This window comes from Turicibacter sp. GALT-G1 (assembly GCF_025594995.1).
GTDB lineage: Bacteria > Bacillota_I > Bacilli_A > MOL361 > Turicibacteraceae > Turicibacter > Turicibacter bilis.
This window is the reverse complement of sequence record NZ_JAMQUS010000061.1, coordinates 24,840-40,691: the sequence shown is the minus strand read 5'-3', so window position 1 is coordinate 40,691 and position 15,852 is coordinate 24,840. Positions and strand designations below refer to the sequence as shown.

Below are 15,852 nucleotides of genomic sequence, written 5' to 3'. Positions count from 1 at the left end.
TTCTGTTTATATATATATAAATAGTATAAAGTAGGTATATTTTGCAATGGCTGTAAATTAGTTACTTGATTATTATTTAGATTCAATAGTGTTACATTTTTTAAATTAGCCAGTGGTGCAATATCTTCTATGACGTTATCATTTAATAATAATATCTTTAACTTAGTTAAGTTACTCAGGGGAGTTAAATCCTGAATATTATTTTCATGTAACTTTAAGAATGTGACATTTTTAAAATACTGTATTCCTTCTAAATTACTAATACCCGCCTGACTTAAATCAAGGGTTTGGGGTGCATTCTCAGCTTCTGCTATGGAAATCTCATCATTTGGTGATTTTCCTAATTGACGTAAAAGAGCAACTTTTAAATCTGAGTCTGGAAATTGAATGACATCACTAGCTTGAATACTGAAAGAAAAAATTAACAATAGACTAAAAATACTTATCATAGTAGATATTTTTTTCAACATGTATTGTTCCTACCCTTCACAAGAATGTTATTTTTAATATGTTAATTTTAAAGTAACCTTATGAATGAATTTAAAAAAAGGAGTCAAAAATGACTCCTTTTATGCTTCAATTCTTAAATTCTTATAGTAATATTTTTTATCCTCATCTGTAATTTCACGAAGAACACGACATGGATTTCCAACTGCAATTGAATTAGCTGGAATATCTTTTGTAACAACACTTCCTGAACCAATGACACAGTTATCCCCAATTTTAACACCTGGATTAACAACTGTATTCCCGCCAATCCAAACATTATTTCCAATCATAATTGGTAAAGCATATTCATATTCTTGATTACGAGGCTCATGGTGAATCGGATGTCCTGCTGTAAATAAGCTAACATTCGGAGCAATAAGTACGTTATCCCCAATTTTAACTTTGGCACAATCCAGAATCGTTAAATTATAGTTCGCATAAAAGTTATTTCCAATTTCAATGTTATATCCGTAATCACAGCGAAATGGCGGTTCAAAGTAGAAATTTTCCTTTGTTTGACCTAATAACTCACGTAACAAATTATGACGCTCTTCAACGAGTACTGGATTCATATTATTAAATTTGAACAAGACTTGCTTTGCATATTGGCGCTCTTTTACTAATTGCTCTTCACTTCCTAAGTATGCTTTTCCAGCTAACATTTTATCTTTTTCAGTCATCTATCTTACCCTCCAATGCTAGTGTTTAACTACATGAATTTCTCCGTACCTTACTCTACGTAGCTCGGTTTTATTTTAATATTAGTTTTCCTCTTTATTTTTCTTTAATTATTTTAGTGGGGTTTGCATCTGCTACAAATATCATGCTATCATAAAGTATCGCAGGAGGTTGAAACATTCGGTAAGTCGGAGGAAGGATACGCATAAACCAAGAATAACCTTCTCCAAGAGTACCCATATAGATGTATTGAGAAATTAGTTCAGCTAGTTCCGAATTTCCCGGGACATTTTCAAAATCCAACCAGCAAATATCTAACCCAGCCATTTTTGCTGTTTTAGCCAATGGATTATGTGAGTAAAATACTTGATTTGTGCGTCTTTTAGAAGAACGCGTTGGCATATTGCAACGGGTCCTATAGAAATCTGTACCTATTACATAGTAACCATCGTCTGTTTCATTTGAAAGTAATTTACCCATGGAATCAAAGCTACCCCATTTAGCCACATGACTGTTATGACCTGTAACAAAGATACGCTCGTAACCTCTCTGTTGCTCTTGCTGTAATATCCATTGGACATTTTCAGCCATAAATCTATCTCTTAATGTACTGCCATCTGTATCTGTTAGGTCTTGAAGTTCACAATATTGCAATAGCATATCTGCAAAATGTATTGCTTTAGTAGAATCGTTCTTCCCCTTAAGTTCATTTTTGACTTGATTTATGATTTCCATTCGAGTAAGGTAATCGTATTCACTACTCCAATTTTCGCCATCCATAAGTTTTTGTAAAATAGTGGTATCTACGCCCAGTTCTTTGCATGCTTCATTTAAGAATTGAAAACTGTAATAGATTCTTTGCATATCAGATCCGTAAAAGCGAAGGTCTTCGCCTTCCGCCGCACTTTCATTATACTGTTTCATATACGAAATAAGCTCAGCCATCTCATCCGTGCGATATATAGCAAAACCAATAGCCGCTGCTGCTTCTTGAGCAGTTCCTTCTCCACCATGTATGTATCGATTTACTTGCTCACAGCCACCATAGTCCCCCTCAAGCACAAACGCTCTCACACCATAGTCTTCCACCATTTGTTTGAATACATCAAGCTTAAGCTGTTGGAATTCTACATTCCCGTGTGTAGCCTCTCCTAAGGCTATTATTTTAGCATTTTCTGGTATTGTAATATCTTCCACAGATTGTGCATATTTAGCAAACTCTTCTGGATTTGCATTTTCTCCTGTACTAAATCCGCCCAAGTGCATAAATATGAATGCCGCCAAAACTATTACTCCTAATAGTCCAAAGACTATATACCATATCTTAGAGTGTTTTGTTCTTTTTTTCATAACTAATATTTCCCCTTGTTATTAATATGAATTTCTCTACGTCATACTTATCATATCTAGTGTACTTCGTGTAATAGTTCTTCAGCAGAGATTTTAAATAATCTTGCAAGTGCAATTAAATTTGAGGTACTTGGATCAGATGTTCCATTCTCCCATTTAGATACAGCTTGTCTGCTTACACCTATTGCCTCTGCAACAAACTCTTGAGTCATATTACGGTCTGTTCGATGCTGTTTTAAAACTTCACCAAGAGATTTTCTGATGATTGATTTTTCTTTTCTAACATCTCCTGATTTTATATATTTAATTAGTGCTTTCATGATAAGTATACCTACACCGATAAAACATATTATAACTGTCAGTCCAATAAGAAGTATGCCTCCAAAAATAGCTACTCCTAAAAAATCAAGTTTCATACTATCAACTCCTTTCTTAGGTTTACTATAACAATATTTTCTGGTTTACACCACCAACTATCTCGCTATTCTAAGTTGCACTTTGGTTGCAAATATAAAATAGTGTAAATTTCAATATTATTTTACTCCTTTCCTATCAAAGTTTAAGTACTCAGACTTAATATAGAAATTAAATGCAAATAAAAAAGCACTCCATCCCTCAAAGATTAGTTCTAATTTTTATTTACTTGATACGATAGCTCTAAAGCAAAAGTAATTCGCCGACGCAGTTGCTCAAATAAATACTCTAAGGATGCTTAGTGTTGACGCACTAAGCATTTTTTATTTATATAATTATTATATTATGTTTAAACCTAAAATAAGATATAAGTTTTCTAATTAAAGCGTGCTCCGTTACTTGTGATACGGTTCATCATAACATATCCCTATATATGCAACAATAGTTGCTGTAAAATCAGTAACCCGATACAGAAAAAGGCACCCTAATAGGGGTACCTTGAATTAATCCATATAATTATTTGTTTCAGTGGGTAAACCTTTATATCGTAAACGTGCTTCAATAATATCCTTAATAATTGAATAAATGACTGCAAACATCGGAACTCCAATGATCATTCCTACTAATCCAAACAGTTTTCCTGCAACTAAAATTGCGAATAAAATCCAGAAGGCTGAAATTCCAATTGAATCTCCTAAGATTTTAGGTCCAATAATATTTCCATCGACTTGTTGAATCACAAGAACAATGACTAAGAACCACAATGCTTGGATTGGAGATACGAATAAAATGATAATGGCTGATGGGATTGCACCAATAAATGGTCCGAAAAATGGGATAATATTCGTAATCCCAATAATCACTGAAATTAATAAGACATACGGCATCTTAAAAATAGCTAAGATGATAAAGGTTAAAATCCCAATAATCAATGAATCAACAATTTTTCCACCGATGAACCTACCGAATGTTAAATTAGTACGATTCGCCAAGTCTAGAATAATTGTTGTATGCTTTTCATTAAATAACGATGTCACAACTTTTTTTCCTAGTCCAAAGAATTTTTCCTTGTCCATTAATAAGTAAATAGAAATGATAATACCTAAGACAATATTCCAAATACTTGAGGCAATAGACATCACAGCATTTCCGACAATCGGTAAAACGTTTGTTAACAACTGAATTACCCAGTTTGTAATCTCTGCGAATTTTTCACTAATGAGTGTCATATATTCTTGATTAATATTCATTTCTTGCAACTGCGTATCAACAATAATAGTTAGCTCTTTAACATATCGTGGAATATCGTTAATTAATCCACGGACACTTTCAATTAATTGTGGAAGAACAAATTGCATAAAGACATATAATATAATTCCTGCGGTAATATAAGAGAGTAAAATCCCTAGACCTCTTATCGATGACTTTTTAACTTTATTTAGCCCTCTCATTTTAAATACTTTATTTTCATAAAACTTAAGAATAAAGTTTAATAAATACGCAATAATGAATCCGATAATGAAGGGTTGAAAAATACCCATAATTTCATTTAACTTGCCTGCAAAGCTTTCAAGCTTTGAGATAATATTATAAAAAATAATACTTAAACTCACAACAATAAACGCATATACTGCAATCGTGTTATATTTCTTATTCCAGTTGAATTTCATATGTCCTCCTTATGACTTTTTAATTAGTCTTCCTAATCCGCTATCTAATTATAATTATATATCATAAATAAGGTAAAACTTATACCTATGTTCCTATATTTCTACTATTTTTCTATATATGTAAAAAACCACCTTTGGGTGGTTTTTATTATTTCAATTTAATAGCTCCAGATAATACATCATATCCTGTATAAGCTAAAGCAACTGCAGCTGTTATTAAACGATCATGAGCGAAATCTGTTACCGTTGCATCAACCATTTGTTGAGAATGTCCTGTAATTTCACAATCAGCAATTCCGATATACGGATGGATAGTTGGACATACATTACTAATGTTTCCAATATCTACTGATCCTGTTCCTTTACGATGTTTATGAATCTCTGTAATTCCTAATGAACGAAGGTTTTCGTTAAATGTTTCTGAAAGCACAGCATTTGTTTTTAAATCATCATATGATAACTCATAGTTGCTTACTTCTAAAGTTGCTCCTGTCATTAAAGCAGCCCCTTGAGCAATACCTAACACTTTTTCCTTAACAACTGCTAAATATTCTTTAGTTGCTGCGCGGATATAAAACTGTGCTGTTGCATGTTCAGGTACAATATTAGCAGCAACCCCACCATTAGTAATAATTCCATGCATTCTTACATCTGGTGTCACATGCTGACGTAAAGCATCTACTCCATTAAATAATTGAATCACTGCATTTAAAGCATTAATCCCGTTTTCAGGAGATGCAGCTGCATGAGATGGACGACCTGTATAATCAAACTGTAAAGCTTCCATCGCTAAAGATGTTCCACTTTCTGTCGTGAATCCCGAAGGGTGCACCATCATAACAGCATCCATCTTGTTAAACAGTCCAGCCTCTGTCATAGTCACTTTTGCTCCATTTGTTTCTTCGGCAGGTGTCCCGAACACATAGACTTTTCCACCGATTTCATCGATAACTTTACTTAAGGCAACTCCAGCCCCGGCACTGATTACACCAATCATATTATGACCGCATCCATGTCCTAGTTCAGGTAAGGCATCGTATTCACAAAGGTATGCCACTGATAAACCTGGTTTCCCACTATCGTATACAGCCTCAAATGCAGTGTCTAACCCTGCCACTGGGCATTTAATTTCGAAATCATGTTCTTTTAAAAAGGTTGTTAATTTTTCAACTGCTTTGTATTCTTGATTCCCTAATTCCGGATTATCATGAATAAAGCGATTCATGTCTACTAAACGTTCTTTTAATGATTCCCCGATTGATAATAATTCTTTTTTCATTATACTGTCTCCTTATGACCATCCCATTAAGATGGCAATTGTAATAAAGATAATTGCTAATCCACCAAAAATTAATTGAACTGGCCAAACCCATTTAATCCATTTTGCCCATGGAATTCCCGCTACACCTAAACAAGCCATTAAAACAGCACTTGTTGGGAAGATAGCATTTGAGAATCCATCACCAAATTGGAAAATTAAAATTGAAGTTTGTGGTGTAATACCAACTAACTCACCAAGCGGTGCCATGATTGGCATCGTTAAAGCAGCTTGTCCTGATCCCGATGAGATAAAGAAATTGATAAACATTTGAACAAAGAACATCACATATCCAGCAACTAACGATGGCAATTGTCCAATGAAGTTTGATAAGTTATAAAGAATCGTATCAATAATTTGTCCGTCTTGAGCAATGATAACAATTGCACGTGCAAATCCAACCACTACTGCTGCACTAATCATATCTTTTGCTCCATGAATGAATGAATTGGCCATATCATCTAAACTTAAACGCCCAATGAATCCACAGATAATTCCCGTTGCAAAGAAAATAGCCGCAATTTCTGGAATTCCAAATCCAAATTGTAAAACACCTATAACGATAGCAGCTAAACATACTAAGATAGATGCTAAAATAACTTTATGTTTGAATGTGAATGGTAAATGTTCAGATTCTGCGTCTTCTAACTCCTGACGACGTACCTGATCAATTTCGTAAACTGGACTTAATTGTGGATTACGTTTAATACGGCGTCCATACCACATTAAATATAAAATTGAAGCTACTGTTGTAACCGCCCAGATGATCGTGCGGAATCCAACCCCTGTTCCTGCTGGCACCTGTGCGATACTTTGAGCAATTCCTACCGAGAATGGATTTAACATGGCTGTTGCGAATCCAACAATACATCCCATATAAGAAATTGCCATCGCCATAATACTATCGTATCCTAAGGCTAAACATAAAGGAATAAGCATCGCAATAAATGGAATAGCTTCTTCCGTCATTCCGAAGATGGCCCCACCTAATGAGAATAATCCCATAATAACCGGAATCATTAACATTTCTTTTCCTTTAAATGATTTAACGGCATTTGTAATTCCAGCATCAATAGCACGTGTTTTTGTAATAATTGCAATTGATCCGCTAACTACAAATAAGAAAGCAATAATTTCTGCCGCTCCTACAATTCCATGAATTGGGGCTTGTAATACACTAAATAATCCTTGTGGGGTTTGATCAACATAAGCGAATGAACCATCAACAACGACTGTTTTCCCTGCATCATTGACGATACGCTCATATGTTCCTGCAGGTAAAATCCATGTTGCTAATGCTACGATAACTAAAATAAATGTAACAATGACTAAAGTATGAGGGACTTTAAATTCTTTTGTCTCCTCTTTACCATCAACTCTTGGTTTTCTTAAACTAAGCATATTTTTTTCTCCCTCTTATTTTAAATTTTAAATAGTGTTTAGTTGAAAGAGGCAAATAAAAAAAGCCTTGAGCCATTCACTCACGACCTTCAGAAAAGAACAATAGATCATCCTTATTTCCGATTCTCAAATGATAGCTCTCCACGATTATTGGGACGACTCTAATCAAAACATTCAAAAAGTCCTGAGGCCATTCTCAAGACTTTTATCATATAACCGTACTAAGTTAGGATGATTTAAATCCGGAATGATAGCCCTCCACAATAATAAATTGTGACAATGTTAAATATCTTCTACTTAACACCAGCTCTATAACCTTAAAGTATCAGTTATAGGCTTCGGCGAGAATCCCTTTCCTATCGCGTCAACATCTTCACTCTTCGATAGTACTCTTAATTACCGCACCTCTATCTAAAACCTATTTAATTTACAATGTCATCTTATCTTATTTTATACTCAAAAACAACATTTTTTTATTAAATAGTATAAGAAACACTTATTTTTTATTATTAAAACATTAAAATTTTATATAAATTAGTTATAAATACCATATAATGTTGAAATTAGCATTTTATTATTTGATGCTTGTTTTATCATTCTCTATTTTATAATCATATAGTTTAAAAGAAGACTATTTCGTTTATTTTTTAAATATTAATGTGTATTCATGATGATTTAAGGCTTTATTTTTTTGAATATTTTTAATGAAACATAAAAAGCTGTTGCTACCCCTAACAACAGCTTTCTACGTACCCTTGTAATGATGAACGACACTAATCTTAATTAGAGTGTATAACACTCTCCCTAATTAATGATAGATATAGAAACTTATTTTATATCGATTTTATTTGTAAGACATTTCAAATATGATGTGATTCTTCCAAGATTTCATCTAAATTGACTAAGTCAATTGGATAATCTTCTAAACTAATTTTATTATTAGTTGAGTTATTCGGAGTATCATTTACTTTCGTATCCGGAATGTACTTATTCTTTTGATCGATACAAAATGATAATCGTAATAAATAAATCATCCGATGCATTTGATAATCGTTAAATTTATTCACTACTACGTCCTCCTGTTTCCATAACTATTATAAGTAGTTATTTATTGTATAATAAAGAAAAAAAAGGTCACAGATTTATTAAAAAATCTGTGACCTTTTACGTAATAGCATCAAGTAAAATACGGTATTCATTTAAATCTTTCTGTTGACCAAGAACATCATCCATAATCCTTTTATATAATCGATTTTGAAATTTCGTATAAATAAACTCATCTAATATCTCTTTATCAACTAATTTTTGAATATCCTCTAACAAAATCAACATGGATTCAAAGTCTTGAGTTTCCAAATATAAATCTAATCCCCACTCTAAAGTCGCCTCTTGTTGTTCAAAAGAACCTTTATGAAAAATAATATCTTTAACCTCGACTAATAGACTATGAGCTTTTTCATAATTGCCTATTCTAAAATAAACTTCGCCCATCAAACATTTGGTAATCGAGCGTTGCTTAACTGTTTCACGGAGAGGGAGTGCTATCTTTAAACAATCAAGTGCTTGTTGATATAGTCCTGAGTCTTTAAAGCTATAGCCTAAATTATGATAAGCATAACCCAAATAGTCTTCATAAAAAGGATTATTAATCAATTCGAGTAGTAACTCTCTTCCTAACTCATCTCGACCTTGTCTTTTTAAAATAGTCGATTTAATTAAATACGCTGCCGCTTTAGGCTGTAGATATTCATTTTGTTCTAATACAGGAATAATCCACTCTAAACTTTTTTCATACTTGGCTTGATTTAAATAACAAAGAGAAATGTAATATCGAATGCGATTAATATTTCTCCCCCTATCACCCTCCTGACAATTAATAGACAGTTGTAAGATAGAAATAGCTTCTTGATATTGCCCTAATGTAATATAATTAGTTCCTACTACTTCATATAAAGAAGCAGGATTTTTAGTAACCTGGATACAGTAGCCGATTGCCTTTAATAAATGAACATTAGCTGCTAATAACTCATCATTTTTAACATAGTGTAATCCAAGTAATGTTTCTATTTTAATTTTATATTCAATTAAATCAAAATCCGATGCAATCTTATTAAAAGTTTCATATTGATTTAAGGCATCTTGAAGATTACAATGCTGCTCTAACCATTCTCTTGCTTGTTCAACAGGTGATTTTATAAACTCATTATAGGAATAGTATTGTTGATAGTCACAATTACTCAATTCACAAATTGCATCATAAACATTTCTTAACATATTTTCATTTAAGGAGCGCTTCTCTGTCTCAATCATACTAATATAATTACGTGAGAATCCATAAGACTCAAATGCAATCTGCTTCAACCCGTACTTCTCTCTTGCCTGACGGATCTTTTCTCCTATTGTTAAAAACATTTTATCACACCTAAACTATAATGATACTCTTCTTAGATTAAAAACTAATCCAATGGATAATTATAACTTTTTTATATTTATTTTACCACCGATTTTAAATGTCAATACTTTCCGAGCATTCAATAAATTTTAAATTCATCTGTCTAACAAATGTGTTATATTCTTGAATAATTGTATTATCAATTGATACCATCCCACATATTTACTTTTACTATATATACAGAAATATTTCCTATAGCAATCTAAATGTTTGATATTTATGGCTTCCAAGACAGACTATAGTCTGAAGCGAGCCTGACATCTCCCGACAAAACGTATCCTCCATTGGCAGGGTTTGGATCACCTAGCGATTTCTGAAAGAAATCTATTCCTCAATTGCTAGGGCTTTAAAAGTTTTTACGATGTAAAAAACTTATGGGAGCTTATATTTTAATCAAGTTGGTTATACACCTCGCGACCTTCAACGATGGATAAGTAACAATTCATTTCCTCATCAAAGATTGCAATATCTGCATCTTTTCCGATTTCTAAACTTCCTTTACGATTGCAAACTCCAATCGATGTCGCTGGATTTAATGAAGCCATGTGAATAACTTCGGCAATAGTAGCATTTGTATTTTGCAAGAAGTTATAGATGGCTTTGTTTAATGTTAAGACACTTCCCGCTAAGTTTCCACTTTCTAATCGGGCAGCTCCATCTTTAACAACTACCCGCTGTCCACCAAGATCATATTGCCCCTCCTTCATGCATCCCCCGCGCATACTATCTGTAATTAAAACAATCTTTTCTTTTCCTTTATTGTCTAATACGAATTGAAACAATTGTTTATTCACATGAATCGTGTCAGCGATTAACTCAGTAAAAACATCACTAGTTAAAGAGGCTCCGACTACACCTGGCTCACGATGATTTAATGGTGTCATTGCATTAAATAAATGTGTCACATGTGAACATCCTAAAGAAAAGGCTTCTTTGGCTTGGTCATATGTTGCATTTGTATGTCCAATCGACAACGTAATATCTGTTTTTTCTTTCACATCTTTTGTGAATGAATAATCTTCATCCATTTCAGGTGCATATGAAACTAATCTAATCACATCTGTATAGTCTTTGATAAATTCATAACTCGGTTTAATAACATATTGTTCCGGTTGAGCCCCTTTATAAATCCTATTGATAAAGGGGCCTTCCATGTGAGCACCTAATACTTTCGCCCCATTTAGTGATTGTTCCATACATTCACGAATCACATTTAAAGCACCATAAATATCTTTAGGACTCATCGTCATCGTTGTTGGCAAAAATGATGTTACCCCATTCTTAGCAATACCCGTACCCATTAATTTAATCGCTTCCGTTGTTTGATCCATCGTATCTGCTCCGCAGCTTCCATGGACATGAACATCGATTAATCCTGGAGCAATATACATCCCCTTAGCATCAATCACCTCACAATCGATTGGCACTTCTGTTTGAATATGCTGAATTGTTTCATTAAAAACTAAAACTTTATTTTCAATAACCCCATTTAATGTTACTAATTTCCCATTAATAATTGCTTTCATACGCCACCTCATCCTATTGATCTTTGTTTAAACCAAACTCAAAATTCTCATTATTACACCTATCATATCTTCCATGACTGTTTTTTCTGCGATTAATCGATAATGATTTATTGATGATAGTCACCCTGTGATAAATTCCTTTCTTTATTTAGGAAAAGAACTGCTTAACATTTTTTATTTCGTTCCTTTAAGGAACAAAATTGTTCAATAACTAAACTATAATTAAAAATGATTTTTTTCAAGCAATAAAAAAGACTTTTCCAGCTAGTTTAATGCATAAAAAGTCTTTTTTTATTCCATCAATTTAGTATTTAACATTCAAAATTTGATAGCTATCTAGGTAGCCATAGATTTCAAAATTAGTCGTTAATAAGTTAGTTAGGATAATACTTTCCTCACCCTTATTTTCTCTTCTCACTAAACTTAACTGGTGATCTTTATCAAATCTTAAAAATAGTAATTCTTCATTTTCAATGTCTTGTGGATAGAAATCAAAACCAGTTCGATCATTGGTTAGCTTCTCGGTCTTTTTCGTGTTTAAATCATACACGTAAATTTGATTGCTTCCTGGTACAAAGGTAGTATATTGATCTTTTACTTCTATACCAGCTGAATAATAGAGCCTCGTTCCGTCCTGTGAAAAGGATGGACTCATGGCTACGATACCTGGTTTTGTTATATTCTCGATTTGCTCATTCATCGGATTAAATAATTGTAACTGCTTATTCTCATTCATCATACGCCATGTTCCATTAATAACTGCAATGAGATTATCGTTAGTTGGATGAATGGCTAAATTATCAGGATACACCAACATCTTAATTTGATTAAACGTTTTAAACTCTTTTGTCTTCACATCATAAACACATAATGGAACACCATCCATTCGTTGCGAAGCTGAATTAGGTTCACACCAGATATATAATAGCTCACCATTTGTTGATAATTTAGCAATAGAAGGGTCCATTCCAATGTCGTCTTTTGTAATGGGAATATAATCAATAATTAAAGACTCCATTTTCTTATTAAAATCATATTGAATGATTCCTACAGGCGAATCTTCTTGAATTAGATATTTCTTCGCAAATAAAAGTCCTTGAGAATTAATCGTTAATTCATCATAATAATACTTTGACCTCTCAATTAAAGAGATGACTTTGTTTTTACTCATATCGTATAAAAATATGCCGCCTTGTGTTTTAGAGAAGATAAGATTATTACCATATACAGCATAAGACTTCACATCAGACATTTGAAATATTGTATCAAACGGATCGTTTAACTTTGATAGATAGACGTTTGATTTTAAATCTTGGTAAGCAACAAATTGTTTATTATCAAAGATTTGAGGATTAAAAAAATCTTCACCTTTATTCAAAGTTATTACTTTATTATTTTCCTCCAAATCAATCGCCACAATTTCTTTCTCTTTAATCGCCACAACTGAAGAAGCAGCGAAGACGGAAGTGGATGGTAGCATAAATAAAATGAATAATAAAATAACTTTTTTCATGATAGCAACTTAATCTAATGACTCTGAAATGGTCACTAATATTTGACTTTCTAATGTAGCAAGGACATCATGTTCTACCCTAGCATCAAAGGATAAAAAATCTCCAGTTAATAACTCATAGCTTTGACCATCACTAAAACTCATTCCTATTTCGCCTTTAATCACATAAATGGTCGCATATCCATTATGACTATGTTTCGGTAATCCTCTCCCGACATCAAACTTAAAATATACCGTACGGAACTTAGAATTACTTGCAATCACTCGTTGATCCTCATTTAAGTTTTTCAACTTATAAAATTGATTTTGTTCACTCATAATAGACCTCCATTTCATCAATCTTAGTATGCTTCATAACCATCATGTTATGAATGACCAAAACTAGGCAACCCTCATACAATAGACTAAGGAGGAGATGATATGAGTAATTTTAACCCAAATAAATTGTGGATTAACTATCGCTTGTCTAATCTAAATCAAATTCAACCAAGAAGATATACGTTAACACATTCCGATGAGACAGGTGAATTATTTTTAGTCATTGGATCTGATTTTGCTTACGAGAAGTTCACAACAATGCGAGATGAGGTGGCGGCAGAGTGGATGACGAATAGCTCAGGTCAATATTATTTTTATGTTTACATTCGTGTAGATGGAATTGATGGCACCAAATCATCGACTAAACGAAATGAAATTTTTATGAAAGAACTCCCTTTAGCATTGAGTGCTATCAAACATGGCGATCCTCATCTCTTTCATCTTTACCCACAATTTGAAAATGCCCCTATTTATGTGTTCTTTCAATCACAAGATTCAAAATTAAATCGAACCGAATGCTTCGGTTCTTTTAAAGACTATTAAAGCATTTTAACGAACCCAGTACACTCGTGAACTCGTTTGTATCTTTTTTTGATCATGTCCCAATCCGTCCCTGTATATTGACAGAATGACTGGACTGGAATCAGTCCTGAAATTTGTGATCGAATCCCATTATTTCCATTTACATAGACATGTAAATACGTACTTAATTTCATAAATTGTTGCTTTAGGTACCAACGTTGCACCCATTTGTCATCACGGGTCCATGCTTCAAGGTAAGTAATCTGTTTTTCCTTTAATCTTTTTTGTGCCTCATTCAACAAAGAAGTTCCAATTCCTTTACGGCGATAATCTGGATGTACAGCTAAATGCCAAATCATAGCCCCTAACGTCTCATGTGCTGTGCAAATAGCATTTGGTTCTTCTTCACACTCAATATCAAGCAATCCTATAACAACTCCGTTTTCTACTGCGACCAATTCAATAGACGGATGTTGATATCTTTCCTTCTCTCTTGCCACAATGTCATAATAAGCCGTATCTAAAAAAGATAACACGCGACAACGTACCCAACTGGTTTCATCTTCTATTTGATAATCCCTAATTTCCATTTAGCTCTCCCCTATCTATATAAAAAACATTAGAATCTCTAGATACTACATATACTTTCATTATACTCACTTGCATCATGAATCATGTTTTTCTTTCTATACATAAAAGAGGTATCGCTAACGATACCTCTTTTCATTTTACTCTTCTACATATTTAACTTTTGTTGTTTGGTTTGATGTTGATAACTGGAAAACTTTATCCATGACAACTGTCACAACAATAGCTCCGAGAGCTAACGTTACCCATCCTAATCCTTGTTTATATAACGGAAGGTATTCACACCATGTTGTTAAAGCTCCTAAACGAATATTTACTTGATTTAAGGCATCTACCACACTTATGACTCCAGTGACTAAGATTGTTACACTATAAACTAAACGACTTTCATTAATAAATCGATTCATCATCGCTAAAACGATTAACATGATCGCCACTGGATAAATCGCATTTAAGATTGGAACCGAAATTGAAAGGATTTGATTTAATCCCATGTTAGCTAAAGTAAAACTTGCAAAAGCCAACACCGTCGCCCATACTTTATAGCTCATTTTTGGAGTTAACGAAGCAAAATATTGTCCACAAGATGTGATTAGACCAACACATGTTGTTAAACATGCTAGTGTGAAAACAACTGCTAGTAGGAGAGCCCCTTGCGTTCCAAAGATATAAGTCATAACATACGTTAACGTTTGTGCTCCATTTTCAGTTGCTCCGTAAATAGCTCCACTCATTGCACCTAAATGTCCTAAAATCGAATAGATGGCAACTAATAATCCACCTGCAATTAACCCGGCTTTAACGGTCGTGCTAACAACTGCTTTTTCTTCTTCTAATCCTTTAGTTTTAATCGCTAAAGCAATGACAATCCCAAAGTTTAAAGCTGCAATTGTATCCATTGTTAAATACCCTTCTAAAAAACCTTTAACAAATGGCGTCGTTGCATAATCTCCTGTTGGTTCTCCATAACCACCTAGTGGTTTAATAAGTGATCCTACAAAGATAACTGCAATTAAAGTTAAAAGAGTTGGGGTTAACACCTTTCCCATGCGATCGACTAATTTAGTTGGTGCTAAAGCTAACCAGTAAGCCACACAGAAAAAAACAGCTGTAAATAAGAAACGTGCTAAAGTCACTGAAAATTCTGCTGGTAAATAAGGAGCGACTGCCATTTCAAAGGGTAAACTTCCTGCACGAGGAATTCCGAGCCCTGGTCCAATTGATAAATAAATTAAGACGGTAAATACAGAAGCAAAGACCGGGTTCACACGGTTAGCTAGATTATATAACCCCTTTGACTTAGCAACAGCAACAACTCCAAGTACGGGAAATCCAACCGCTGTAATAAAAAATCCTAACATTGAAACCCACATCTCTGTTCCTGCACTTTGTCCAAGAAACGGTGGAAAAATTAAGTTTCCTGCTCCAAAAAATAATGAAAATAACATTAAACTAACTAATAATAAATCTTTTCTTGATAATTTATTCATGAAAATGCCTCCCTTGTGGATTAATCTTTGTTCCCCCAAAGACTAATCTCTAACTTTGATTTTCTAGATTTTACTCGATAATATCACCTAAAATATCAGACTCCAATTGAATCACTCCCTTCA

The 15,852-nt window shown here is 33.4% G+C and carries 15 protein-coding genes and 1 riboswitch; of the genes, 1 reads left to right on the top strand and 14 read right to left on the bottom strand.

Translation table 11 applies throughout. The features are described from left to right. From NEH74_RS10965 to NEH74_RS10910, 12 genes are all read right to left on the bottom strand, one after another. Positions 1-470, bottom strand: a 470-nt coding sequence (locus tag NEH74_RS10965) for a leucine-rich repeat domain-containing protein (protein WP_411040579.1), incomplete at its 3' end; no start/stop codon positions are given. Between the two features lie 99 nt (positions 471-569). After that, the gene (locus NEH74_RS10960) at positions 570-1,169 is read right to left on the bottom strand and encodes a sugar O-acetyltransferase (RefSeq protein ID WP_055305309.1); all 600 of its coding nucleotides are present in this window, start codon (positions 1,167-1,169) and stop codon (positions 570-572) included. A gap of 94 nt (positions 1,170-1,263) precedes the next feature. Further along, positions 1,264-2,517 (bottom strand): erythromycin esterase family protein, encoded by a 1,254-nt coding sequence (locus NEH74_RS10955; RefSeq protein WP_055305308.1) that lies wholly within the window; start codon positions 2,515-2,517, stop codon positions 1,264-1,266. Between the two features lie 56 nt (positions 2,518-2,573). Beyond that, the gene (locus tag NEH74_RS10950; protein ID WP_055277258.1) at positions 2,574-2,933 is read right to left on the bottom strand and encodes a helix-turn-helix domain-containing protein; all 360 of its coding nucleotides are present in this window, start codon (positions 2,931-2,933) and stop codon (positions 2,574-2,576) included. Positions 2,934-3,434: 501 nt separating this feature from the next. Next, positions 3,435-4,601 (bottom strand): AI-2E family transporter, encoded by a 1,167-nt coding sequence (locus tag NEH74_RS10945; RefSeq protein WP_055277284.1) that lies wholly within the window; start codon positions 4,599-4,601, stop codon positions 3,435-3,437. 148 nt (positions 4,602-4,749) lie between these two features. Continuing rightward, a complete protein-coding gene (locus tag NEH74_RS10940) occupies positions 4,750-5,880 on the bottom strand; it encodes a M20 family metallopeptidase (protein ID WP_055277283.1) in 1,131 nt (376 codons plus the stop codon). A 12-nt stretch (positions 5,881-5,892) separates the two neighbouring features. Next, a complete protein-coding gene (locus NEH74_RS10935) occupies positions 5,893-7,320 on the bottom strand; it encodes a YfcC family protein (RefSeq protein WP_055305307.1) in 1,428 nt (475 codons plus the stop codon). Between the two features lie 243 nt (positions 7,321-7,563). Further along, positions 7,564-7,738, bottom strand: a riboswitch (Lysine riboswitch). 442 nt (positions 7,739-8,180) lie between these two features. Next, positions 8,181-8,387, bottom strand: a complete 207-nt coding sequence (locus NEH74_RS10930) for a hypothetical protein (protein WP_055277279.1) — start codon at positions 8,385-8,387, stop codon at positions 8,181-8,183. A 97-nt stretch (positions 8,388-8,484) separates the two neighbouring features. Then, on the bottom strand, positions 8,485-9,732 hold the full coding sequence (locus NEH74_RS10925; RefSeq protein ID WP_055305306.1) for a transcriptional regulator: 1,248 nt from the start codon (positions 9,730-9,732) through the stop codon (positions 8,485-8,487). A gap of 429 nt (positions 9,733-10,161) precedes the next feature. Continuing rightward, on the bottom strand, positions 10,162-11,298 hold the full coding sequence (nagA, locus tag NEH74_RS10920; RefSeq protein WP_055305305.1) for an N-acetylglucosamine-6-phosphate deacetylase: 1,137 nt from the start codon (positions 11,296-11,298) through the stop codon (positions 10,162-10,164). A 304-nt stretch (positions 11,299-11,602) separates the two neighbouring features. Beyond that, a complete protein-coding gene (locus NEH74_RS10915; RefSeq protein WP_055305304.1) occupies positions 11,603-12,811 on the bottom strand; it encodes a TolB family protein in 1,209 nt (402 codons plus the stop codon). Between the two features lie 9 nt (positions 12,812-12,820). Next, the gene (locus NEH74_RS10910; protein ID WP_055305303.1) at positions 12,821-13,129 is read right to left on the bottom strand and encodes a cupin domain-containing protein; all 309 of its coding nucleotides are present in this window, start codon (positions 13,127-13,129) and stop codon (positions 12,821-12,823) included. A gap of 102 nt (positions 13,130-13,231) precedes the next feature. On the opposite strand from NEH74_RS10910, the gene NEH74_RS10905 reads away from it, so the two are divergent. After that, positions 13,232-13,672: a staygreen family protein gene (locus tag NEH74_RS10905; RefSeq protein ID WP_055305302.1), complete on the top strand. Its 441-nt coding sequence runs from the start codon at positions 13,232-13,234 to the stop codon at positions 13,670-13,672. On the opposite strand, the gene NEH74_RS10900 is transcribed toward NEH74_RS10905, so the two are convergent. Then, the gene (locus NEH74_RS10900; RefSeq protein ID WP_055305301.1) at positions 13,669-14,241 is read right to left on the bottom strand and encodes a GNAT family N-acetyltransferase; all 573 of its coding nucleotides are present in this window, start codon (positions 14,239-14,241) and stop codon (positions 13,669-13,671) included. The genes NEH74_RS10905 and NEH74_RS10900 overlap by 4 nt on opposite strands. A gap of 138 nt (positions 14,242-14,379) precedes the next feature. Then, entirely contained in the window at positions 14,380-15,729 is a 1,350-nt protein-coding gene (gene brnQ / locus NEH74_RS10895; protein WP_055244346.1) for a branched-chain amino acid transport system II carrier protein, read from the bottom strand. Between the last annotated feature and the right edge of the window lie 123 nt (positions 15,730-15,852).

What these genes read in the sequence shown, in the direction of transcription:
- NEH74_RS10910 (WP_055305303.1), bottom strand. Translation starts at nt 13,129, where the DNA reads ATGAGTGAACAAAATCAATTTTATAAGTTGAAAAACTTAAATGAGGAT.
- NEH74_RS10960 (WP_055305309.1), bottom strand. Translation starts at nt 1,169, where the DNA reads ATGACTGAAAAAGATAAAATGTTAGCTGGAAAAGCATACTTAGGAAGT.
- NEH74_RS10955 (WP_055305308.1), bottom strand. Translation starts at nt 2,517, where the DNA reads ATGAAAAAAAGAACAAAACACTCTAAGATATGGTATATAGTCTTTGGA.
- NEH74_RS10940 (WP_055277283.1), bottom strand. Translation starts at nt 5,880, where the DNA reads ATGAAAAAAGAATTATTATCAATCGGGGAATCATTAAAAGAACGTTTA.
- brnQ (WP_055244346.1), bottom strand. Translation starts at nt 15,729, where the DNA reads ATGAATAAATTATCAAGAAAAGATTTATTATTAGTTAGTTTAATGTTA.
- NEH74_RS10900 (WP_055305301.1), bottom strand. Translation starts at nt 14,241, where the DNA reads ATGGAAATTAGGGATTATCAAATAGAAGATGAAACCAGTTGGGTACGT.
- nagA (WP_055305305.1), bottom strand. Translation starts at nt 11,298, where the DNA reads ATGAAAGCAATTATTAATGGGAAATTAGTAACATTAAATGGGGTTATT.
- NEH74_RS10915 (WP_055305304.1), bottom strand. Translation starts at nt 12,811, where the DNA reads ATGAAAAAAGTTATTTTATTATTCATTTTATTTATGCTACCATCCACT.
- NEH74_RS10950 (WP_055277258.1), bottom strand. Translation starts at nt 2,933, where the DNA reads ATGAAACTTGATTTTTTAGGAGTAGCTATTTTTGGAGGCATACTTCTT.
- NEH74_RS10925 (WP_055305306.1), bottom strand. Translation starts at nt 9,732, where the DNA reads ATGTTTTTAACAATAGGAGAAAAGATCCGTCAGGCAAGAGAGAAGTAC.
- NEH74_RS10905 (WP_055305302.1), top strand. Translation starts at nt 13,232, where the DNA reads ATGAGTAATTTTAACCCAAATAAATTGTGGATTAACTATCGCTTGTCT.
- NEH74_RS10935 (WP_055305307.1), bottom strand. Translation starts at nt 7,320, where the DNA reads ATGCTTAGTTTAAGAAAACCAAGAGTTGATGGTAAAGAGGAGACAAAA.
- NEH74_RS10945 (WP_055277284.1), bottom strand. Translation starts at nt 4,601, where the DNA reads ATGAAATTCAACTGGAATAAGAAATATAACACGATTGCAGTATATGCG.